Source organism: Mesorhizobium sp. CNPSo 4670 (assembly GCF_057784235.1).
In genome coordinates, this window is sequence record NZ_JBWJFQ010000026.1 from 75,091 (window position 1) to 96,363 (window position 21,273).

The 21,273-nt window shown below is 57.8% G+C and carries 18 protein-coding genes; 7 read left to right on the plus strand and 11 right to left on the minus strand.

The window, feature by feature from the left end:
* Positions 1 to 6: 6 nt before the first annotated feature.
* Entirely contained in the window at positions 7 to 2,055 is a 2,049-nt protein-coding gene (locus tag AC0ZT5_RS30680; RefSeq protein WP_488499485.1) for a hydantoinase/oxoprolinase N-terminal domain-containing protein, read from the plus strand.
* A gap of 208 nt (positions 2,056 to 2,263) precedes the next feature.
* Here the strand turns inward: AC0ZT5_RS30680 and AC0ZT5_RS30685 are convergent, their stop codons facing one another.
* The 5 genes from AC0ZT5_RS30685 to AC0ZT5_RS30705 all read right to left on the minus strand — a co-directional run bounded on the left by AC0ZT5_RS30685 (position 2,264) and on the right by AC0ZT5_RS30705 (position 8,306).
* Positions 2,264 to 3,319, minus strand: a complete 1,056-nt coding sequence (locus AC0ZT5_RS30685) for a GlxA family transcriptional regulator (protein WP_488499486.1) — start codon at positions 3,317 to 3,319, stop codon at positions 2,264 to 2,266.
* Positions 3,320 to 3,498: 179 nt separating this feature from the next.
* Positions 3,499 to 5,019, minus strand: coding sequence for a trimethylamine methyltransferase family protein (locus AC0ZT5_RS30690; RefSeq protein ID WP_488499487.1), 1,521 nt, complete (start codon positions 5,017 to 5,019; stop codon positions 3,499 to 3,501).
* A 112-nt stretch (positions 5,020 to 5,131) separates the two neighbouring features.
* The gene (locus AC0ZT5_RS30695) at positions 5,132 to 6,184 is read right to left on the minus strand and encodes a quaternary amine ABC transporter ATP-binding protein (RefSeq protein ID WP_488499488.1); all 1,053 of its coding nucleotides are present in this window, start codon (positions 6,182 to 6,184) and stop codon (positions 5,132 to 5,134) included.
* 76 nt (positions 6,185 to 6,260) lie between these two features.
* Entirely contained in the window at positions 6,261 to 7,295 is a 1,035-nt protein-coding gene (gene proX, locus AC0ZT5_RS30700; RefSeq protein ID WP_488499489.1) for a glycine betaine/L-proline ABC transporter substrate-binding protein ProX, read from the minus strand.
* An 18-nt stretch (positions 7,296 to 7,313) separates the two neighbouring features.
* Positions 7,314 to 8,306, minus strand: a complete 993-nt coding sequence (locus AC0ZT5_RS30705; RefSeq protein WP_488499490.1) for an ABC transporter permease — start codon at positions 8,304 to 8,306, stop codon at positions 7,314 to 7,316.
* Positions 8,307 to 8,809: 503 nt separating this feature from the next.
* Here AC0ZT5_RS30705 and AC0ZT5_RS30710 point away from each other — a divergent pair.
* Positions 8,810 to 9,553 carry an SDR family NAD(P)-dependent oxidoreductase gene (locus AC0ZT5_RS30710; protein WP_488499491.1) on the plus strand — a complete coding sequence of 248 codons (744 nt, stop codon included), beginning with the start codon at positions 8,810 to 8,812 and terminating at the stop codon, positions 9,551 to 9,553.
* A 135-nt stretch (positions 9,554 to 9,688) separates the two neighbouring features.
* On the opposite strand, the gene AC0ZT5_RS30715 is transcribed toward AC0ZT5_RS30710, so the two are convergent.
* The 4 genes from AC0ZT5_RS30715 to AC0ZT5_RS30730 form a co-directional block, all read right to left on the minus strand.
* Positions 9,689 to 10,696 (minus strand): LysR substrate-binding domain-containing protein, encoded by a 1,008-nt coding sequence (locus AC0ZT5_RS30715; RefSeq protein WP_488499492.1) that lies wholly within the window; start codon positions 10,694 to 10,696, stop codon positions 9,689 to 9,691.
* A 93-nt stretch (positions 10,697 to 10,789) separates the two neighbouring features.
* Positions 10,790 to 11,581: an SDR family NAD(P)-dependent oxidoreductase gene (locus tag AC0ZT5_RS30720; protein ID WP_488499493.1), complete on the minus strand. Its 792-nt coding sequence runs from the start codon at positions 11,579 to 11,581 to the stop codon at positions 10,790 to 10,792.
* On the minus strand, positions 11,578 to 13,248 hold the full coding sequence (locus AC0ZT5_RS30725) for a flavin-containing monooxygenase (RefSeq protein WP_488499494.1): 1,671 nt from the start codon (positions 13,246 to 13,248) through the stop codon (positions 11,578 to 11,580). Before AC0ZT5_RS30725 ends, AC0ZT5_RS30720 begins: the two co-directional genes overlap by 4 nt.
* Before the next feature lie 92 nt (positions 13,249 to 13,340).
* Positions 13,341 to 14,372 (minus strand): GlxA family transcriptional regulator, encoded by a 1,032-nt coding sequence (locus AC0ZT5_RS30730; protein WP_488499495.1) that lies wholly within the window; start codon positions 14,370 to 14,372, stop codon positions 13,341 to 13,343.
* A gap of 115 nt (positions 14,373 to 14,487) precedes the next feature.
* Between AC0ZT5_RS30730 and AC0ZT5_RS30735 the strand changes: the two genes are divergently transcribed.
* Genes AC0ZT5_RS30735 through AC0ZT5_RS30755 form a run of 5 tightly spaced genes read left to right on the plus strand, consistent with a single transcriptional unit; the run spans position 14,488 to position 19,858 of the window.
* Positions 14,488 to 15,183 (plus strand): GntR family transcriptional regulator, encoded by a 696-nt coding sequence (locus tag AC0ZT5_RS30735; protein ID WP_488499496.1) that lies wholly within the window; start codon positions 14,488 to 14,490, stop codon positions 15,181 to 15,183.
* Between the two features lie 37 nt (positions 15,184 to 15,220).
* On the plus strand, positions 15,221 to 16,708 hold the full coding sequence (locus tag AC0ZT5_RS30740) for an aldehyde dehydrogenase (protein ID WP_488499497.1): 1,488 nt from the start codon (positions 15,221 to 15,223) through the stop codon (positions 16,706 to 16,708).
* A gap of 1 nt (position 16,709) precedes the next feature.
* Positions 16,710 to 17,597, plus strand: a complete 888-nt coding sequence (locus tag AC0ZT5_RS30745; protein ID WP_488499505.1) for a dihydrodipicolinate synthase family protein — start codon at positions 16,710 to 16,712, stop codon at positions 17,595 to 17,597.
* Positions 17,597 to 18,934, plus strand: a complete 1,338-nt coding sequence (locus AC0ZT5_RS30750; RefSeq protein ID WP_488499498.1) for an NAD(P)/FAD-dependent oxidoreductase — start codon at positions 17,597 to 17,599, stop codon at positions 18,932 to 18,934. The genes AC0ZT5_RS30745 and AC0ZT5_RS30750 overlap by 1 nt, the downstream gene beginning before the upstream one ends.
* A gap of 9 nt (positions 18,935 to 18,943) precedes the next feature.
* Positions 18,944 to 19,858, plus strand: coding sequence for a DMT family transporter (locus AC0ZT5_RS30755; RefSeq protein WP_488499499.1), 915 nt, complete (start codon positions 18,944 to 18,946; stop codon positions 19,856 to 19,858).
* A gap of 539 nt (positions 19,859 to 20,397) precedes the next feature.
* Here the strand turns inward: AC0ZT5_RS30755 and AC0ZT5_RS30760 are convergent.
* Entirely contained in the window at positions 20,398 to 20,757 is a 360-nt protein-coding gene (locus AC0ZT5_RS30760) for a hypothetical protein (RefSeq protein WP_488499500.1), read from the minus strand.
* 226 nt (positions 20,758 to 20,983) lie between these two features.
* Positions 20,984 to 21,273: transketolase C-terminal domain-containing protein (locus tag AC0ZT5_RS30765; protein WP_488499287.1), on the minus strand; the 290-nt coding region annotated here is incomplete at its 5' end.

Genomic DNA, 21,273 nt, shown 5'->3' on the forward strand with positions numbered 1-21,273 from the left:
TTGGCGATGAGAAGAAAGATCAATCCCAAGCCGGTATTCCTCGGGATCGATACCGGCGGCACTTACACCGATGCCGTGCTGTGGTCCGAAACTCAAGGTCCGCAGCAGGGGCAGGGGCCGAACAAGGGCGAGGTGCTGGCCAAGGCCAAGGCGTTGACCACAAGGCATGATCTGGCCGTCGGCATTTCCGGTGCCGTCGATGCGGTGCTGGGCAAGGCCGGCACGGATCCAGCCCATATCAAGCTAGTGTCGATGTCGACGACGCTTGCGACCAACGCGCTGGTCGAAGGGCAGGGTGGGCGCGTGGCGCTGGTCATGATCGGCTTCTCAGAGGCCGACATTGCGCGTGACGGGCTGAAGGCTGCACTCGGCACCGATCCGGTGGTTTTCTGCCCCGGCGGTCATGATGTGCACGGCAACACCGCCGGGCTCGACCTGTCCGGATTGCTAGCCGCATTGCCTGAGCTAGGCGGCTCGGTGTCGGGCTTCGCTGTCTGCGCTTATTTCGCCACCCGCAACCCGGCGCATGAGATTGCCGCTCGCGACTTGATCCGCAAAAAGACCGGCTTGCCGGTCACATCAAGTCACGAGCTGTCGGCAAAACTCGGCGGCCCGCGCCGGGCGCTGACCACCTTGCTCAACGCCAGGCTGATTTCGATGATCGACCGGCTAGTGGCGGCGACCGAAGGGTTTCTGGAAGCACGCAAGATCGTGGCACCCTTGATGGTAGTGCGCGGCGACGGCGCGTTGGTATCGGCGGCGTTTGCGCGCCAGCGGCCGATCGAGACGATTTTGTCCGGCCCGGCTGCCAGCCTGGTAGGCGCCCGCCATATGACCGGCCTCGACGATGCCGTGGTGTCGGACATTGGCGGCACCACGACCGACGTCGCCGTGCTGGACAGCGGCCGGCCGCGGCTGGACCCGGAAGGCGCGACCGTCGGCGGCTACCGCACCATGGTCGAAGCGGTCGCCATGCGCACCTTCGGCCTCGGCGGCGATTCCGAGGTGGCGCTGGAGGATGGCGCGCTCACTCCGAAAATCCTGCTTGGGCCGCGCCGCCTGGTGCCGCTGGCACTGGCCGGCATGGCGCATGGCGAGGCGGTGACAGCGGAGCTTGATCGCCAGCTGCGCGCCCCAAATCCCGGCCGCATGGACGGTCGTTTTGCGGTGCGCACCGGGGTGCCGGACAGACTCGCTGCCGGGCTCACCGCGCCGGAGACGCGGCTATACGAGGCGATCGGCGCGACCCCTCTTGCCCTCGACAGGCTTTTGACCTCCAAGGCCCAGAACGCGACGCTCAACCGCCTGGTCTCGCGCGGGCTGGTGCACATTTGCGGCTTCACCCCGTCGGACGCGGCGCATGTGCTGGGTAAGCAAACGAACTGGGATCCGGTCGCTGCCCGGATCGGCGCCGAGCTTCTTGCCCGCAAGCGTGACGGCCGTGGCCATGCCATCGCCGTGTCGCCGGAAGGTTTTTCGGAGCGGGTGCTCGTGACACTGACGCGCTGGTCGGCCGAGGTCATCCTTGAGACCGCGTTCACCGAAGACGGACTCGATGGAGCCGCAGCGGTAGCGCACGCCCTGGTGCAGCGTGCCGTCGACGCGCACCCCGGCATCGCTCGGCTGAGCGTTGCGCTAGACCGCCCTGTGATCGGCCTCGGTGCCTCGGCGCCGCTGCACTACGCCGGGCTGCGGGCCCTCGTCGGCAATGATTGCGTGGTGCCGGAGGACACTGACGTCGCCAACGCGCTCGGTGCGGTTGTCGGACAGGTGCGTGTATCGGCCGAGGCACAAGTCAGCCAACCCAAGGAGGGACTCTTTCGCCTTGCCTCGGGGGGAAGGGTCCGCGATTTCCTCGACGAGCCTGCAGCGATCGCGGCTGCCCAGGCCGATGTCCGCGCTATTGTCGCAGACACGGCAAGGGTTGCAGGCACCGACAGTGCTGAGATCGACGTCACCACAGAATATCGGGTTTCGACCGTGGAAGGTCAGCGCCTCTTCATTGAGGCACAGGTGGTTGCGGTCGCCTCGGGGCGCCCGAGGATTGCGGTGTAATCTGTTTGTTGCACACAACTCTAGGCCCTTTAAGGCTTCAGCGCGCTCTTAGAGACGGGGAGCACGCCGACTGCGGTAGTGCAAACGGGTGAGGGGCGCCCGCACGCGGGTTTGTCCGGTTTCCTTGAGTTAAGCTGCGCTGTCACCTACGCGGTCGACGCCGATCGGACCAACGCGGGCTCCCAGACAAAGGAGTGCCCGTTTTCAATCAGCCGAGGCCAGGCCCGACCCACGCTGGCAGCGCGATCCGGCATTGCTGGGGCGAAACACCATGGAAGGTCCTAAAACACTTTGCGAAGTGCGAAGCAGAAATGAACCCACAGGCCATTGCGATATCAATTATTGGCAAGCTCGTACCTTCAATCAGGCGCTTGGCGTGCTCGACACGGATACGAAGGTAATGACGCACAGGGGGCATGTGCACGTGGTTTGCAAACAAACGCTCCAACTGACGTCGCGATATTCCTACCCTACGCGCAACTTCGCTCATGCTCAGGGGGTATTCCACATATTCTTCCATAAGCCGCATGGCCATCAGGAGCTTATCGCTCGCACCGGCAAAGGCCAAACCCGACGGGCCGGTCTGGCGGTTCGTACCTGAACGTTGACCTTCCACGGTTGCGTACCGGCAGACCTCCTGGGCGGCCAACCCACCGACACGACCGGCAATCAGATCGACGGCCAAGTCGAAGGCCGCCAGTTCGCCAGCACATGTCGAAAACTGACCGTCTTTCACAAATAGTGCATCGCGGATCTGAGTCTGGCTGAACATCTCCGAAAATGCAGCTAGTCGCGACCAGTGAATGGTGCAGCGCGTGCCCGCAAGCAAGCCCGTCTGCGCCAGAAGCCAGGTGGCCGTTCCAACCGCGGATATTGCAATTCCGCGCCGTGCAAATGCCCGCAGGACGTTATTGATCTGGGCGGGTAGTCTCCGCACCACCGGTTCGCCGGCGATGATTGCAAGATGATGGGGTCCTCGGCCGCCGATACATGTGTCCAATTCGTCGATTGTCATATCAACGGCCACCGAGATGCCGCTGGCACCCTCGACCGGGCGCGAGTCAAGTCCAGCTATTCGCCAGCGGAACAACTTGGCCTTCGCAAGCATATTGGCTATACGAAACGGCTCGAGGAAGGCGTGGAGTGCCAGCTGCGAAAACCCTGGTACCAGCAAAACAACCAGCTCGACCGGGTGGCCACCGCGCAACTGATCGTCTAGCGTGAACAGCGGCTTCATGGCATTCATGTCGGGAGGTGCGTTCATCAGCTTCTTCCATACCTTCGGGAAGGACTCGCCTGGCATTTCTCCGGCAAGCTTGGTGTGTGATCTCGGCTAAGTCTAGAGCAGGGGGTTCATCGGCGGGCGGCGCCAGCCAATCACCGCCTGCGGCGTATGATCGTTCTCGGTGCCTAGAATACGCCCCAAGGTTTACTTCCCCCCGTCTAAAGTACAGCGTCGCCGATCTGAAGTTCCTTGCGTTTCATGAAGTCGAGAAGCTGTTCATCGACGGCTTCGTCAAGCGGCGGGGCCTCATATTCCCTCAGTGCCTTCTCAGCGGCGTCGCGCCCTCGCGTGTCGGCGTCCCTTGAACCTGCAAAGGTCCACTGCTCGTAACTGTCGTGGTTCATCAAATCAGGCACAAAGAACGCCTGTTCGAAATTCTTCAGCGTATGCGCGGTTCCGAGATAATGGCTTCCTGGCTCACTCTGTCGGACCGCATCGAGCGTCTCATCCAGTTCGCTCATCACCAAGCCTTGCCCAAGCTTGTAGAACATCACCATCTGCTCCGCATCAAGCATGAATTTGCTGTAGCTTTGGGTGAGGGCACCCTCAAGGTAACCGGTGGTGGAAAGAACGAAGTTCGCTCCAGCGATCAGCACCCCGTACATATTCCGAGCCGCCTCATATCCGGCCTGCGCGTCGACCAGCTTCGAGCTCGTGCACATGCCGCTGCAACGCCAGGGGAGCTTATAGTGTCTGGCGAGCTGTCCAACCAACATGTTCATATGATCGATTTCCGGCGTTCCTGCCATCGGTGCGCCGCTCTTCATTGAAACGGTCGCCAACCACTGACCATAGATGGCAGGGGCTCCAGGCCGGACGAGCTGCGCAAAGGCTATTCCGGCCAGTGCCTCGGCGTTGAGCTGCGCGACGGCCGCCAGAGTGCTTGCCGGTGTGCTGGCACCTGCCAACACGAACGGAGTAAACAGGATAGCCTGATTGCTCGCGGCATAGACCTTGACCGCATCGAGCATCGTCGAGTCCCACACCAACGGTGAATTGCAGTTGGCAATCGACACGGTGACGGTGTTATTGTGGACAAATTCGTCACCGAAGACGATTTTGGCCATCGATACCGTGTCTTCTGCCCGCTCGCGCGAAGTCACCGCGCCCATGAACGCCTTGTCAGAGTACTTGATCAGGCTGTAGTTCATATGCAGATGGCGCTTGGGGACTGCAATGTCCATCGGCTCGCATAGGACACCGCCCGTCATATGCATGGCAGGCGCTTGATAAGCGAGCTTTGCAAAGTTCACGAAATCGGCGATCGTCGAGTTCCGCCGCCTGCCTTCGAGGTCCAGCACGTTCGGAGAGCCGTATGCCGGCGTAAAGATGGTTCTCCGGCCGCCGAGGGTGACCGTCTTGGCTGGGTTTCGCGCGTGAACCGTGATGGTTTCTGGAGCCTTTGCGACCAGTTCCATGAGAAGATTTCGATCGATCCTCACGCGCTGGCCGGTCACGTCGGCCCCAGCGGCCTGCCAGAGAACAATGGCTTCGTCATCGCGGAATTCGATCCCGATCTCTTCAAGTATCTGCATCGAATAATCATGCAGCCGCTGCAATTCGTCTGCGCTGAGCAAATCCATATACGGAAGACCCCGGTCCATCGGAGGCATATATGTTACAGCTCTCTCGGAACGCATCTTCTGACGAGCGTCTCGTCCACCTGATCGTGCAGACATAGTTTTATTCCCTATTTGACGTTAAACTGTAGTGCACAAACTATCTGATCACTAACAATAAAAAATCATCTTGGTTATGAACTGAGGTTATGCACAAGGGCGCCTGACGCGCCTAAAGTCTTTCCTGGATTCCATGCAATAGGGAGGATGCGGTCACAATTCCGACGTCAACTCCCGCCTCGTCGACTACAACAAGCGGCATGTTTTGATTTCGGTTTGACAACTCGACCAGTTCCTTGATGGGAACGTTCAGCTTGATCCTTGGAGCGTCTGCCAGCGCGATGCCATCGCCGGATTTCTCATAGTCGCTGATGGGGAGAATGACCGACTCGGCTTTCAGGAGCTTCAAGCGGCTACTGCCTTGGACAAATTTCTCGACATACGGATCTTTCGGGTTGCCGAGGATGTCTTCAGCAGACCCGATTTGAAGCATTTTTCCGTCTTTCATGACCCCGATATGGTGGCCGAGCCGCACTGCTTCATCCAAATCATGCGTGATGAAGAGCGTCGTTTTGTTCAGCTTCGTTGAGAGTTCCCTGAACTGATCCTGGAGCTCACGCCGGATAAGGGGGTCGAGCGCTGAAAATGGCTCATCCATCAACAATATGGCAGGATCGGCTGCCAGTGCCCGGGCCAGTCCTATACGCTGCTTCATTCCTCCTGAGAGCTCATCTGGATACCTGTCGCCCCAGCCGGCCAACTGCACCAGCTCAAGCTTTTCCTCAGCAACTTCATAGCGCTGCCGAGCATTGATCTTCCGAAGCTCCAGACTCAGGGCAACATTGTCGCGGACAGTGCGATGAGGGAGCAGCGCGACATTTTGAAAAACCATTCCCATTGAGCGGGCACGGAGTTGTCGCATCTCGTCTTCTGACTTCAGATTGATGTCTTCTCCGCCGACAATAACCTGGCCGGCACTGGGTTTGATCAATCGGTTGACATGCCGAACCAAGGTCGACTTGCCGCTTCCGGATAGACCCATCACACAGAAGATCTCGCCAGCCTCGACCTTGAACGAGACTCCGGCCACGGCGACCACGCAACCATGTTTCTCAAGCAGCTCGGCCTTCGAAAGATTGTCGCCTTGGACGCTCGCGAGGTTGAATTTCGGGCTTGTCCCGAAGACCTTCCATACGTCTTTGAATTCTATTGCATGCGCTTTCAAGTTAAGCTCCAAGGTTGAGAGGTGTCGCCCGGTACCGCATAGGATCCCGGGCGGCTATAAATCCTCGCAGTTCAGCTTACTTGGCGGCTGCCTGTTTCGCCTGCGCTATCCAGGCATTCCACTGGTCGAGATGGGCCTTCTTCCAGGCCTCGGCATGACCATGGATCGTCTCGTTGGTCTTTTCACCTTTGTGGATCAGCAGGTTCTCATCATCGATGTCCTGAATCGGTATCGTGACCTGTTCGAACCACTTGTTTGCGGCGGGATTTTTCTCCAGAAAAGCCGTGTTCGCAAAGACATGATGGCTGTTCACGGAGAAACCCATGTTTCCGATGCCCGGGACTACCGTGTCAGCCCCAGTCTGCTCATCAGGCAACGCGGTAAACGGTACCGTCAGCCAGACCACTTCCTGGCCATGTCGAAGAACCCCGTTCACCCACATTGGGACCCAGCCATAATACAACGTTGGTTTACCAGACTGAATTCTCTGGATGACATCCGCCAGGAGCGCGAAATACTCGCCCTGCTTGTGCGTCACCGTATCCCGCAGGCCATACGCATCAAGGTGGTGTTCGATGATACGTTCGCAGCCCCAGCCCGGATCACAACCATAAAGGTCGGCTTTGCCATCCCCATCGACATCGAACAGTTTGGCGAGTTTGGGGTCTTTGAGCTGATCGATCGTTTTGATGCCGTATTTGTCGGCTGTGGCCTTGTCGATCGAGTATCCTTGGATGGAGTTCTTCGCCAGAGTCCCAACCCGATGAGCCTTGGCGTCCCCGCCGGCCTTTTCGGCGAACGTTATGTGTAGGGGATACCAGTGCGGCGTGTAGTAATCGGCATCACCGCTAGCTACGGCCAGGTGGGCGAGAGGAATCTGTGCCGATGATGGGTCCTGGACCGTATAGCCCAGATCTTCAAGGCCGATTTTGACGATGTATGCCTCGAACATTTCCTCGGCAATGCCGTTGACCAGGGGCTTCACTGTAACCCCTTTGCCTGGAAGATCCTCAGCAGAAGCGTATCCCGCAGATAAGGCGAGAGTGCCCAGCACGGTCAAGGCTGCGGTGAATCCCCGAAAACGCTTCTCAATTTTAAGCCGATCGCTCATAAGTCGCTCCCATTGTTGTTAGTCGTTGTTCGTCGCTAATTTCTGCCGGCCGTTCTTTAATCCCCCGTGTCCCGCCGGCGAGGTTTGGAAGTTCCTGAAGAAGGCGGTCAAGAGCGCGGCTGGGCCCCGCCTGTGCCACGCAACGCCCGCAAAGCTTCGCCGCCGTGACATCGCGGATTGGGCCAAGCGATCTAGAATAACGGCCAGGAACACAATGCCGATCCCACCGGTGGCGGCCAAACCAATGTCCAGGCGTCCAATGCCGCGCAGGACCATCTGCCCAAGGCCGCCGACGGCGATCATGGAAGCTACGACAACCATCGAAAGCGACATCATCAATGTCTGGTTCACACCCGCAACGATGCTCGGAAGCGCCAGCGGCAATTGGGCTTTGAAAAGAAGCTGCCGGTTGGTTGCTCCGAAAGCACGCATAGCTTCGACCACTTCCTCTGACACCTGCTGGATACCCAGAGTTGTCAGCCTGATAACGGGCGGAAGCGCGAAGATGATTGTGACGATGACACCGGGGACGTTGCCGATGCCGAACAACATGACCACCGGCACCAGGTAGACGAACGAGGGGATGGTTTGCATTGTGTCGAGGATCGGTCGGCAGATGGCAGCCGCGCGGTCACTTCGAGCGGCGAGCACGCCTAGCGGTATTCCGATGATCGTGCATACGAGCACCGCGGTGAAAACCAGCGACAATGTTGTCATTGTTTCACCCCAGATGCCGAGGAAGCCGATAATCACCAGCAAGCCTACGATCTGAGCAGCAAGCCGCCATCCAGCCAGCTGCCACGCAACAAGACCGAAGCAAACAATGGTGACCACGGGCGGAATGCCATTGAGCGCAAGATCAAATGCGGTCAGTAGCTTGTCGACGGGCCACTTCAAGGTCTGAAAGAACGGACGGTATTCTTGGACGATCCACCCCAGGCCAGAATCCACCCAGTCACCAAACGGGATATGCCATTTTTTGAACGGGTCTAGTACATCTTCAGCGTTCACAAATCGTCCTTTCAGCCAAGATCCGAAGCTGCGGTGGTGCAATCGCTCAGGATCCGGTAGCTAGCCTGCGGCTGCCGCTAAACCACAACCTTAAGGCTAGAAGGGCAAAAGGCTGAGCTAGTGCGCCATACCCGGACCTGCACAGTCAGCCCGGTCGGTACCGGAGCTTCGGCAGGGCATGAAGGCGTTCCGTCTGACTGTTCTAAGGACGCTACCGACGCGGTGGCGACAAAACAACCGTATAAAATGTAATGCCGCTGCGGAATAAATGTTATCAGGATGATAGCCGTGGATGAGGGCTGGGCCGAGAGCCGGGGACAGGAAAGCTCCATTACAGATTGCGTCACCCTACGTTTGATAAGCTACCCAACGCCATGACCCCTGGTTATTCCTCGCTGCATGAAAACTCATTTGAAGTGAATTGAGTGGCTGTTTATAGATCGGTCATGAGAGCCTCGCGCTAGGCTGGGCTTGCCATTAATTGACCGGTTCTGGGGAAACATTTGCCCAATAACAGCCTATTGGATCAGGTTGTCATCGTAACGGGCGCCGCCGGTGGCATCGGGAGCGCGATTGCTCGGGTGTTTAACCAGTCAGGGGCACGCATGGTGCTGGCCGATTACGATCATCACAGCGTTTCCAGGTTGGCCACCTCGCTGGACCCGTCAGCGGAGCGTGTGATCGCTATCAGATATGACGCTAGCAACCCGTCTGATGCTGATGCGGTCGTCTCGGCTTGCCTGGCTCAATTTCAATGTATTGATCACGTCGTACCCGCAGCTGGGATTTACGACGAACAGCCCGTGTCGACCTTGGCGGACGCGGATTGGCGCCGAACGATATCAATCAACCTTGACGGAGTGTTCTATATCTGTCGACGGGCCATTCCCCATATGAGGGCGGGGGGGACAATTGTGACCATCGCGTCAGGCGCCGCGCATCAAGGCTGCTCGCCCGGCGGCCATTACGCTGCATCAAAAGGAGCGGTCCTTGCGCTCAGTAGATCTCTAGCCAAGGAACTTGCTCCGGCGATAAGGGTCAACACGGTGTCGCCGGGCACGATTAACACCCCAATGATCGAGGATCTGCTGCGCCAGAACGGGGATAAGTTTTTGGATGCGACGCCCGCCGGTCGTGTCGGATCCGCCGAGGAAGTCGCTAATGTCGTAGCGTTTCTATGCAGCAGCGCGTCTAGCTATATTGTGGGCGAAGCGATCCACGTGAATGGCGGATATTATATGGGTTAGCTCAGCATCGCTCCTGCTGTGCGACGGTTGCGTTTATCAACTCCCAGGTGCCCGAGGCCACCAAGGACCATGCAGGTGATTGCTAAACACTTGCTTAGATTTCACCCTCACCGACTGATAGCGCGGCAGCATTGCTCAGACGATGGCTAAATCCTCTGGCGGCAGGCCATGTTCGCTCGAGGTTGCCTGTGTCTGACCGATCACCATCGAGTCTGCAGCCGCTGCCGGCGGATTAAGGTCTTCGACCTGTGCGATCAACCAGTTGCAGAATATCTGAACGTCTTCCCGCTCGATGGCCGTATCTGGGATGACGAGATGATGTTTTCGCCCGGTGAGGCAGCTTTGACTCAAAGGCCGGATCAACGTCCCCTCTTTGAGGAAATCGTTGACCAGATGACGCCAGCCTAACCCGATACCATGGCCTCTCAGGACAGCCTGCATCATCGTGGGATAGTTATTGAACGTAATAACGCGTTTAAAGTCCGACGAGACGCCGAACTGCCCAAGCCAATGCACCCAGTCGAAGGGGGACCATGGATAAGCGGCCCAATGCTGGTCATCCATAACCAGAAGCACCTCGCTGACGAGATCCTCGGGCTTCAAAATACGTGAATATGACTGGTACGAACTGCTGCAGACCGGGAAAACTTCCTCGCTGAAAAGCTCTGTGGCCGTGAACCCGGGACGGGCCAGATAACCCATGACGACCGACACGTCGAAACCGTCTGTCGCGGGGGCGGGGCTCCGTTCTAGCGAAACCAGGTGCAGGTCGACCTCCGGGTTCTTCGCTACGAAATCACCAATTCGATGGCTCATGAACAGCGTTGCGAACGACATTGGCATGCCAACCGTCAAGCGTCGGGCTTTCTCGCGTCGCTTCACACTGTCGAAGGCTGCTGCAATATGGGCGAAGCTCAAGGTCGCAGCTTCAAATAGCTCCTCGCCAGCCGGCGACAACGACACCTTTTGGTTACCGCGGTTAAACAATTGAATGTCGAGATGGTCCTCTAGCGTCAGAATATGACGACTGACCGCCGCTTGAGTAACCGAAAGCTCGTTAGCAGCCTTGGTAAAACTCATATGCCGTGCGGCAGCTTCAAATGCGCGTAATGCGCTTAACGGAAGCCGTCGGTAGTTGGACATAGATAACTGTTACTCCAGCGCTGCATTGAAGTAAATTCAGAACTCAGTTTTCCGGCCAGACGTCGTATGCGGCGGGCGGCGCTGGAGTCCGGGTTAGGCAATGGCACCCTTTTCGCTCTTGACCTGCGGCGCTTCCGGGTCGCCGCTCCATGGAATCCAGTTGAAGGCTGTCCACCCGCCATCAGGTACGATGACTTGTCCGGTTACGTAACTGGACCGGTCAGAAGCAAGGAAGAGAACAGCTTCAGTAACATCACGGGGCTGGCCAAACCGGCGCATTGGCAAATGGTCCATGTAGGCATCGGCATCCATATGGCCGTCATCGACAGTCCTGAGCATCTCTGTTTCAATCATGCCTGGGGCGACTGCGTTGACCCGGATCCCATAGCCGGCCCATTCGATGGCGAGCACCTTAGTCATTGAGATGAGGGCGGCCTTGGCCGCGTTATAGGCGAGCCGCATTGGGAGATTGGAGAACCCATTGATCGACGAAATGTTGACAATGCCTCCGCCACCGCGCCCGCGCATAATCTTTCCAAATTCACGGCTGCAGAGAAATACGCCGGTGGTCATAACGGCGAAGGACGCTTCCCAATCCTTTAGCAGGAAGCTCATGCTAGGCCCGATACGGGCAATACCCGCATTGTTGACAAAGATGTCTACCCCGCCGTGATCGCGGGCGATCATTTGTGCGACAGCCACAACTTCCTGTTCACTCGTCACATCAAGACGATGCAATGGAATGCCGGCTTCAATTGCTGGCGGATCGCGATCGAGATTGATCACCGTACCGCCGTGGTCGGCAAAGAGCGCACAGATCGCGGCACCGATCCCTTGGCTGCCTCCGGTTACGACGCAGACCTTCCCTGCAACGTCCCCGGTCATCCGACCGCCTGGCGCGCACTCAGGCTTTCCGAGCGCCCTTCGATAACAAAGCCCCTGTAGCCGTCGGCCGCTACTTCCTCGCAGATCTTCTGGTAGGTGGGCACCCCGCCGACATACGGCATGAACACGGCGGGTTTCCCAGGCACGTTGACGCCCAGGTACCAGGACTTCGCCTTGGTGTACAACGTGCCTTCAGCAGCCTGTCCGACATGCTCCATCCAACCTTCTTCGGCCGAGGCCGTTGCTTCGATAGTCTCTGCGCCTCGCGTTTTGAGGTGGGCCAGGCAATCAGCGATCCATTTGACATTATCTTCGATGGCGACAATCACGTTAGTCAACACCGACGGGCTTCCCGGCCCGGTGACGATGAACAGGTTGGGAAATCCCGATGTCATCAGGCCCAGGTATGTGTTCGGGCCGTCCCGCCATTTCTCTTTTAGCGTAAGGGCTTGGCGACCGACGATTTCGATCTTGCTCAGTGCGCCGGTAATGGCGTCGAACCCTGTAGCAAGCACCAACGTATCGAGCTCATAGAATCGGGAGCCCGCGGTCAGGCCGTTTTCCGAGACCTCCTGTAGAGGATTGGAGCGCAGGTCAACCAGGGTCACGTTTTGCCGGTTGAACGTTGAAAAGTAGTTTGTATCAGCGCAGATGCGCTTGCTACCGATTGGATGATCGACCGGCGCCAGGAGGTTAGCAACGACGGGATCGGTGACAACCTCGCGAATTTTTTTCCGTACGAACTCAGCAGCTGTGCTGTTGGCGTCCTCATTCTTGAGCAAATCGGAATATGCGCCTGTGAATCCGGTGCCCCCTGCAGCCCAACGTCTTTCATATTCTTGCAGGCGGTCTTCTGCAGATACGGCCAGCGCAGACTTGGTGCCGATGTCAGCAAAAATCCCTGCCGGCATCGTGCGGGCCGCCGTGCGCCGTTGCGCGTAGCTTTGCTTCCACTCGGCTTCGTAGGCGCTGTCCATAGGCTGATTGCGCGCCGGGATACTGAAATTCGGGGTCCGTTGGAAAACGTAAAGGTGTTTTGCCAGTTTGGCGAGCTCGGGGATCACCTGGATCCCCGACGATCCGGTGCCAATGGCGCCGATTCTCCGGCCGGCCAGATTAACCGGCTCTTGGGGCCAATTCCCCGTGTGATAAATTTCGCCTTTGAATGTACCCAAGCCTGGGATGTTCGGGCGCTGGGCAGCCGACAAACAGCCGGTCGCCATAACGCACCATTTCGCACGATAATGCTCCCCACCATCGGTGGAAACCTGCCAGACATCCTCCCCTTCGTGGAAAATTGCGCTTGCTACTCGCGAGTTGAATCTGATGTCACGGAGAAGATCGAATTTGTTCGCGACATGGTTTGCATACTTAAAAATCTCAGGCTGCGATGCGTATCGTTCGCTCCAGTGCCACTCTTGCTGCAGCTCCTCGCAGAACGAGTAGGAGTATTGCATGCTCTCGACGTCACACCGCGCCCCAGGATATCGGTTCCAGTACCAGGTCCCGCCCACGCCCGGCGCAGTTTCCAGAACAGTGGCTATGAGGCCAAGTTCCCTCGCGAGATGAAGCATGTACATTCCGGCAAAGCCGGCACCCACAATGATCACGTCAAATGAAGGCGCCTCTATCAAGGAGCGCTGTTCCAAACTATCAGTATTCTGCATGAGATGCTCCTAATTCTTGCGAGACGGTATGACGGGCAACTGGCCCACCGAGTTGCACACTCGGGTCGGCTCCAGTCATGCTGTTCCAACGCTCACGGTCCAACACTCTCAGACGTAAGTTCCGACCGCCTCCAGACGCTGGGTGGTTGGCCGTAGGCCCTTCGGAAGACCCTGGAGAAATGAGAGGCATTCTCAAAACCTGCCCCCAGAGCGACCTCGATCAAAGGAGTGTCGATCCTCCTGAGAAGGTGCTTTGCGCGCTCCAGCCGCAAGCGTCGGTAGATAAGAGCAGGAGAGCTGTTCACCTCTTTGAAGAACAGTCGTTCGAGTTGTCGTCGAGAAATTCCCAATTTCATAGCGAGCTTGGAAACAGACATGGTGTTCTCGATGTTTTGCTCCATCAAAAACAGCGCAGCTCGAAGCCTCGGGTCATCTGTCTCTATTGCCAGAGGCCGCCGCGATTGCAGGCTCTCCGCATTCCGAACTTTGTCGATCTGCAGCACTTCCAGAGCGTTTCGCTCGGCCGCATAGCCAATGTGCTGTCGCACCAGCTCTGCCGCTAGATCGGCTGCGCTGCTGCCGCCTGCGCATGACCCGCGGGTCGTGTCCAGGTTATAAATTCTGTCTGCTCGAACCTTTAATCCCGGAAAGCGCTCTCGAAAGTCGACGTAATGAAGCCAACTCACGCAGGTCTCATGGGCGAGCATAAGACCTGCCTCAGCCAGAATGAACGTCCCGGTGCAGATTCCGATCAGTCGCGCGCCTTTGGACCCCGCATCACGAAGATATTGCAGGGTTTCCTTGTCAACCGCCACCCCGTCGGTCAATCGTCCCCCGACGACGACAATGTAATCAAACTCGATCGAATCAAGGAATGGCGAGGTCGGTGAGACCTGAACGCCGCAGCTCGACATCACAGGCTGCCGGGTGTTGGACAGCACCTCCCAATCGGCGTTGATGCGGCCTGATTTATCTGTTTCATCGCTAGCGAGTCTAAGCGTGTCGATAAACATGGCGAAGGCGGTCAACGTGAAGGAGCGGGCCAGGACGAACCCGACCTTCAGTCGGACAGACGTTGTCTGTCGGCGCCGTGGCGGGGATTGAAACACCGTGTCTGGCTCCATCCGTTGGAAGACCCCTGGAAATGCCTCAGGCGTCAACGCTTGTGCGTTTCCTATCTTGACTCATGATGTTTGTCTACAATATGTCTATTATGAAAATTGAGGACCCGCAATGAGCTTGGTTGAACCTGCCGCCTCGGACCGAAAGGGCATTCTTGCCGAAACGCTGGTGCATCGTATCCTGACGATGCAGCTCGAGCCGGGGGCGGTTCTCGACGAAGTCGCTCTGAGCGAGGAATTCGGACTGTCCCGCCCGCCGGTCCGCGAGCTGATGCGGCAGATGGCCGGCGAGGGATATGTCGATCTTGAGGCAAACCGCGCTGCGCGCGTATCGGTAATGTCTTACCAGACGCTTCGGGATTTCCTGATCGTTGCCCCAATGATCTACGTCGGAACGACGAAGCTTGCGGCTGTCAACCACAAGCCTGGGGACCTCGAAGTCCTAAAGCACACCCAGCAAAAATTCCGGCAGTCCATTGCCGATGGCCACGTCGAGAACAGGGTGATCTTCAATCACCAGTTCCATCTCAACATCGGAAAGATGGCGCACAATCCGTACCTCCTTCCCAGCCTAAAGAAGCTTCTCATCGATCACGCACGGATCGGAAAGATCTTCTATCGGCAAAACGGCGGCCCGCGGATCCAGAAAGACCAGGAAACCGCCGCGCGGCAACATGACCAGATGATCGAGGCCATCGAAGCCAGGGACGCAGAGCGGGCCGGCGAACTGGTGCGCGCCCATCTTGAAGTTTTCCGAAACGACGTGGCGCTCTACGCCGTGCCCAACGGCATGCAGGGCGAACTCGAGGGATAATCATTGCTAGTGTCAGTGGGACACGTGGAGAACAGAAATGCTGAACAAAGTCGACTACAAGACGCAGGCGGCCGCTCTCAAACTGCCCAACAGGATGATCGTGGACGGAGAGCAAACGGCCGCCCTGTCTGGTAAAAGATTTCCGACGATAAACCCGGCGACGGGCAAGGTCCTGGCGGAGCTTCCAGCGGCTTCGGCGGCGGATGTCGACAACGCGGTCGCTGCCGCCCGCCGAGCGTTTGAGGATGGCCGTTGGTCTAAGTTGCCCCCGGCGAACAGGAAGAAGGTGCTTCTAAAGCTGGCGTCCGTTATCGAGGATAACGCGCTTGATTTGGCGCTGATGGAAAGCCTGGACAGCGGCAAAACCATTAGCGACTGCATCAACATTGACGTGCCCGAGGCGATTAACAGCCTCAGATGGCATGCTGAAGCCGTGGACAAGATCTACGATCAGGTTGCCCCTGCAAACGATGCGTCGCTCGGTCTTGTTGTTCGCGAGCCGATCGGAGTTGTCGGCCTGGTCCTTCCGTGGAACTTTCCCCTACTGATGCTCGCATGGAAGATCGGCCCAGCGCTTGCCGCGGGATGCACGATTGTGGTCAAGCCGGCCGAGGAGACCTCGCTTACCACATTGCGTGTCGCTGAACTTGCATTGGACGCGGGCCTGCCGGCTGGCGTGTTTAACGTCCTGACGGGTGACGGCCCGGACGTTGGTGAACCGATTGGCCGGCATCCCGATATCGACGCCGTTTCATTCACCGGCTCCACCGACACCGGCCGCCGCTTCCTGAAGTACTCCTCCGAAAGCAATTTGAAGGAAGTCGTGCTTGAAATGGGCGGCAAGAACCCTTGCATTGTCATGGACGATGTTCCCGATCTCGACGCGGTGGCCGCCCATATTGGCAATGGCGCATTCTGGAACATGGGGCAGAATTGCTCGGCGATCTCGCGCGTCTACGTCCACAATGACGTGAAGGAGCGCCTTCTCGAAAAACTCACGGAAGTGGCCAAGTCGTGGACCGTAGGCGACCCGCTTGATCCCGACACGCGCATCGGGCCGCTGATCTCTGCCACCCATTTCGGGAAGGTTAGTGGCTATCTGGGAGGCGAGGGAAAGGTTCTGGCTGGCGGCAAGGTCTTCAATGGGACCACGATCGAACCCACAATCATTGAATTCGACCGCCACGACAGCAAGCACGTCCGGGAAGAGATCTTTGGGCCAATCGTCTCTGTCATTGGGGTGCAGTCCCTCTCGGAAGCGGTCTCCCTCGCCAATGAAACTGAATATGGCCTCGCAGCGTCAGTTTTTACGGCTGACGGAACACGAGCGCTGCGGGCCGCCCGGGCGATCAAGGCCGGGACCGTCACCGTGAACTGTTACGGGGAGGGGGACGCTGCAACCCCATTCGGCGGCTACAAGCAGTCGGGTTTCGGCGGCCGCGACAAGTCCCTGCACGCTCATGATCAGTATACCCAGACCAAAACGCTCTGGATCGACCTGAGCAGCTCAAATGAAGGTTTCTGAAATGTCATCATTCGCCTTTTCCGGCCTCAATCTCGCAATCACGGCGCCGTTCGACGCCAACGGCCGCATCGATTTCGTGCGGTTCGAGGAGCTCATCGAACGGCATCTGGCCGCAGGCGTCGACGGTTTCGTGTTCAGCTCCGGCACAGGTATGCATGCTTACCTGACACCGGAGGAATCGAGGTCGCTCATTGAACGCGGTGCGCGCGTCGTTGCCGGGCGGGTCAAGGTGGTCGCCCAGGCATCTGCCTTGCTTACTGCCGACGTCGTCGAAAGAACCCGTTTTGCGAAGGGTTCTGGAGCAGACGGTGTGATGGTCCTTCCGCCCTTCTTCGAAGGTCCAACCGACGATGACAGTGTCTTCGATTTCTACAGCGAGGTCGCCGGGGTCGGATTGCCTATTATCGGATATAATGTGCCCCAGGCGGTGGGTGTACGTATTACACCGCAGTTGCTGCGCAGGCTCTGCGAACTACCCGAGTTCAAGGCCGTTAAGGACAGCAGCGGCGATTTGGTCGGCCAAGTCAGGTTGATCGATACTGGTCTCAATGTCATCAACGGGGCCGACCCGCTGGTTCCGTTCTCCCTGTTCGCCGGCTGCTCCGGCTTGATTTGGGGCGGTGCGAACATTGCGCCGCGCACATGCGTTGCTATCGTCAGGGCCGCGCAGGAAAAGCGGTGGGACGACGTGCAGTCGCTCTGGAAGTTGCTGGAACCGATCATGTCGCTTCTCTGGGACGGTGACTATGTTCCGAGCGTTTATGCGGCTTCGGAACTCACCGGATATGGCGGCGGCAGCGCCCGGAAGCCGTTCCGCCCGCTTTCGTCGGACCGCATCTCCGCGCTTCGCACCGCCCTCGGCCCGCTGATTGAACAAGAAGCGGTGTGATGGCCAGCAAGACTTACCGGGCACGTCGCCTTCCCGCCCACGGCGTGGAGTCCGGCTGGGAGGCCTTGCTCCCCGCGCGGATGTCAACACCCGCACTCGAGCGCGCGATCACTGTCGATGTCGCCATCATCGGTGCGGGCTTCGCCGGATTGGCCGCAGCAGTGCGACTGGCCGATCTCGATCCCAGTTTGTCCGTGGCCATCATTGATGCCGACAAAGTTGGACACGGGGCCAGCGGCCGGAACTCGGGATTCCTTATCGACCTGCCTCACGACATCTCATCGGGCAATTTCGGGGCGGACGCCGTAGCCAAAAGCCACAACGAGATCCTGGTCGCGCGGACCGCCATTCAACATTACGCCCGCCTGGCGGAGGCGCATGGCTGGGGCGAGGACGTCTTCGATCCCAGCGGCAAATATAGCGTGGCCATGACCGATGCCGGTACGGAGCACCTCGAAGCGTACTCCTTGCAGCTCAAGTCCTTGGGGGAACCAAATCAGCTCCTCAACGCTGCAGAGGTCGCGGACATCACCGGGACGCGAGCCTATAAGTCAGGGCTTTTCACCCCCGGCGCTGTCATGGTTCAGCCGGCGGCGCTTGTGAGGGGCATTGCGGATGTCTTTAAGGAATCCGTGAGGCTTTACGAGGGCACCCCGGCACTTGCTATCGAAACTTCCTCAAACGGCTGCTCCATCAAGACACCCAAGGGACAGATTAGGGCGGGGCGGGTCATCATGGCGACAAACGGCCACGCCGAAAGCTTCGGATTCGGAAAAGGTGAGCTTCTTCATGTCTTCACGCACGCCTCGCTCACTGAACCGTTTGCTCCTTCCACGCTAGGCGGATATCGGAAATGGGGAGCCACGCCCGCTTCCCCAATGGGGACGACGGTGCGGCGCATTAACGGTTCTGATGGCGATCGCATCCTGATACGGTCACGCTACACCTACCATCCAAGCATCGAGGCCGGGGCGGCGACCATCAAAAGCGCGGGTGATTTGCACGACCGCAAGTTTGCGGACCGCTTTCCAGACCAGCGTCACCTGAAGATGCAGTATCGCTGGGCAGGCGCTATGGCGCTGACGCGCAACACAGTGCCATTGTTTGGGGAGGTTGCCGACGGTATCTTTGCTGCGTGCGCCTGTAACGGCATAGGGGGAACGAAGTCGACGTCCGCCGGTATCGCAACGGCCGAACTGGTGGTCGGGCACCGCTCAAAGCTCGGCGATATTTTCCGGTCGTTCGAGAAGCCGCAGACCTTGCCCCCGCGGCCCTTTACCAACGTGGGCGCCAGACTGAACCTCGCCTATAGAGAGTGGCGCGCGGGACGCGAATAGGCGTCCTCTATGAAACGTCGGCATCCCTTCACTTTGTTAGACTTTGGTCTCGTGGCAATGTGGGCCTCCGGGTATGTCGGAGCCAAGCTGGCTGCCGAGACTGAGTCGGTTTACCTGGTCCTGTTCTGGCGCTTCCTGTTGGTGTCGGTGCTGCTATTGCCAGCATCTATCCGCCATATCGTTGCTGCGGGGCCTCGCTCCGTTTGGCTCAACGGGCTGCTGGGAGTGTGCGGGATGTTTCTGCAGATCGGCTGTTCAGTTGTGGCAATCGGTATGGGGATGTCGGCGGGCACGGTGTCCATCATTTACGCGCTGCAACCGCTCCTGACTGCTGCGGTAGTGGGTCCCATTTTGGGTGAACGCGTCGCCGTTCGCGAATGGGTAGGTCTCGTTGTTGCTTTCGCCGGCGTATGGATCGCCGGCGGCTACGGGGGCGTTTCGGCGCCCCCGATTGCATATTTTTTAACATTGCTTGGGACTTTCGGCCTGGTAGCCGCGACTGTGATTGCCAAGGGTTCAAAGGATGAAACCCCAATTCTTCCCTCAATAGGTATTCAGAGCAGTTTTTGCGCCGCCCTGTTTCTGCCTTTTGCGCTAGCCGACGTCGGCCTGTGCCCACCCTTCCATGATCCAGCATTCTGGTTGGTCGTTGGCTGGTTCATCGTCTTTTCGACCTTCGGTGCCTATAGCCTCTACTGGTTATGCCTACGGCGATCCTCCCCGGTTCATGTTGGAACGGTGTTGTATCTCACACCTGTGGTCGCGATCGCCGTGACATGGGCCTTCTTTGGTGAAACGCTTTCTGTAGCGAAGCTTGGAGGTTTGGTGATTTGTCTCACCGGCGCGGCAATCTCTCTGAGTCGGCCTGTTGCAATGGTGCCGCCCCTAAGTGACGCTCAGGGGCGTCCAAAGGCGCTGGAGTAGCGACGGCCATCACTCGATGCGGTGCCTTCACATCGTCATCGCACTTTAGAGAATGATACCGAGCTTTAATGTCATAAGAAGTAGGAAAAGAGCGACGCACACCCCAAAGGATCTCGCAGCCGCGCGGATCCCCTGCACGACGTAGCGGGGAACATAAGGTTTCTCGGGAGAGAGTAGAGATTGTTGCATACGAATCCCCCCAAAATCATGTAAAGGTTACAACTCAACATATACGTATAGAATTAACCGCACCTTTTGCCAAGCTGAAATTTAAGTTTACACGATATGTCACGAGTCTCAGATGTACCCGTGGGCGTTCTATTTAACCTCGACTTTGTAGTGATGCCAATGGCTTGTCGCATGGAGGCGCCGTATGATCCAATGGATGACGAACTATGGCGACAAAAACTTAAATTCGGTCAAGCGAACGGCGAAACGCGCATGACTTCAGCTTGTGCGCTGCATAAGTTTTTGGAAGCTTGCGGACGACTGATAAGCCGGCATAGATCAATAGGCTACCGTCGCCAAGATCCTACGACCTAGCATTCCTCACGCCGGACCTTACCGGCCTCGGCTATCCAGAATGTGAAAGGGAAAGCATGGAAGTTTCCCAACTCCGGAACCGGAATATCTTCATTGCCGAAGACGAATATAGCTTTGCGTGCAAATTGGCGAATACACTTGCTATGGCTGGCGCCAGAGTCATTCGTCCGGTCGACGCGATCGAAGACGCTCTCGATTTCATCATGTCTTCGGCATTGATAGATGGAGCTATACTCGGCGTGAACTTGCAAGGCGAGGCGACCTTCGTGGCCGCTGAGCATCTGCTCCGGCGGAGGATACCATTTATATTCGTAGTAGGATTCAATAGCTCCACAATCCCCGAGGAACTCAAACATATCCCGTCCTTTGAGAAGCCAGTTGATCCTGGCCAACTGATTGTTGCAATGGCAGACGGCCTGCTTCGATATAACCGGCGACGCGTTCCATCCTGAATGGAACTATCAGACCACGAAAACCCTAGCGATTATTCTTATATAACGGAAATCAAAGGTGCGCTCTATTGTTTTGGGCTTCCTATCGCTATACAAAAATCTCCAGTTTTGGCTTAGGGAATTGAGAATGTCAGAGCAGCCGCCGTACGGCGGCGATGATGTGATCCTCCGTCGGGAAGAACTCCTTCTCGAGGGCTGGACTGAAGGGTACGTGAATATCTGGAGCGCTCACCCGTAGGATCGGGCGCTTCAACAGGTCGAACGCCTCCTCCGCCATCACCGCGGCGATTTCACTTCCGACATTGCAGACGCGGTGCGCGTTCTCAACGATCACTAACCGTCCGGTCTTGGCGACTGACGTTTTGAAGGCCTCATGATCGAGCGGCTTCAACGTACGTGGATCGATCACTTCGACCGAAA

Bases quoted from the DNA above. Each gene is read 5' to 3' on its own strand.
- AC0ZT5_RS30680 (WP_488499485.1), top strand. From the start codon at position 7: ATGAGAAGAAAGATCAATCCCAAGCCGGTATTCCTCGGGATCGATACC.
- AC0ZT5_RS30750 (WP_488499498.1), top strand. From the start codon at position 17,597: ATGGCCAGCAAGACTTACCGGGCACGTCGCCTTCCCGCCCACGGCGTG.
- AC0ZT5_RS30690 (WP_488499487.1), bottom strand. From the start codon at position 5,019: ATGTCTGCACGATCAGGTGGACGAGACGCTCGTCAGAAGATGCGTTCC.
- AC0ZT5_RS30725 (WP_488499494.1), bottom strand. From the start codon at position 13,248: ATGCAGAATACTGATAGTTTGGAACAGCGCTCCTTGATAGAGGCGCCT.
- AC0ZT5_RS30685 (WP_488499486.1), bottom strand. From the start codon at position 3,319: ATGAACGCACCTCCCGACATGAATGCCATGAAGCCGCTGTTCACGCTA.
- proX (WP_488499489.1), bottom strand. From the start codon at position 7,295: ATGAGCGATCGGCTTAAAATTGAGAAGCGTTTTCGGGGATTCACCGCA.
- AC0ZT5_RS30720 (WP_488499493.1), bottom strand. From the start codon at position 11,581: ATGACCGGGGACGTTGCAGGGAAGGTCTGCGTCGTAACCGGAGGCAGC.
- AC0ZT5_RS30740 (WP_488499497.1), top strand. From the start codon at position 15,221: ATGCTGAACAAAGTCGACTACAAGACGCAGGCGGCCGCTCTCAAACTG.
- AC0ZT5_RS30745 (WP_488499505.1), top strand. From the start codon at position 16,710: ATGTCATCATTCGCCTTTTCCGGCCTCAATCTCGCAATCACGGCGCCG.
- AC0ZT5_RS30760 (WP_488499500.1), bottom strand. From the start codon at position 20,757: ATGTTTGAGTTCCTCGGGGATTGTGGAGCTATTGAATCCTACTACGAA.
- AC0ZT5_RS30755 (WP_488499499.1), top strand. From the start codon at position 18,944: ATGAAACGTCGGCATCCCTTCACTTTGTTAGACTTTGGTCTCGTGGCA.
- AC0ZT5_RS30715 (WP_488499492.1), bottom strand. From the start codon at position 10,696: ATGTCCAACTACCGACGGCTTCCGTTAAGCGCATTACGCGCATTTGAA.
- AC0ZT5_RS30730 (WP_488499495.1), bottom strand. From the start codon at position 14,372: ATGGAGCCAGACACGGTGTTTCAATCCCCGCCACGGCGCCGACAGACA.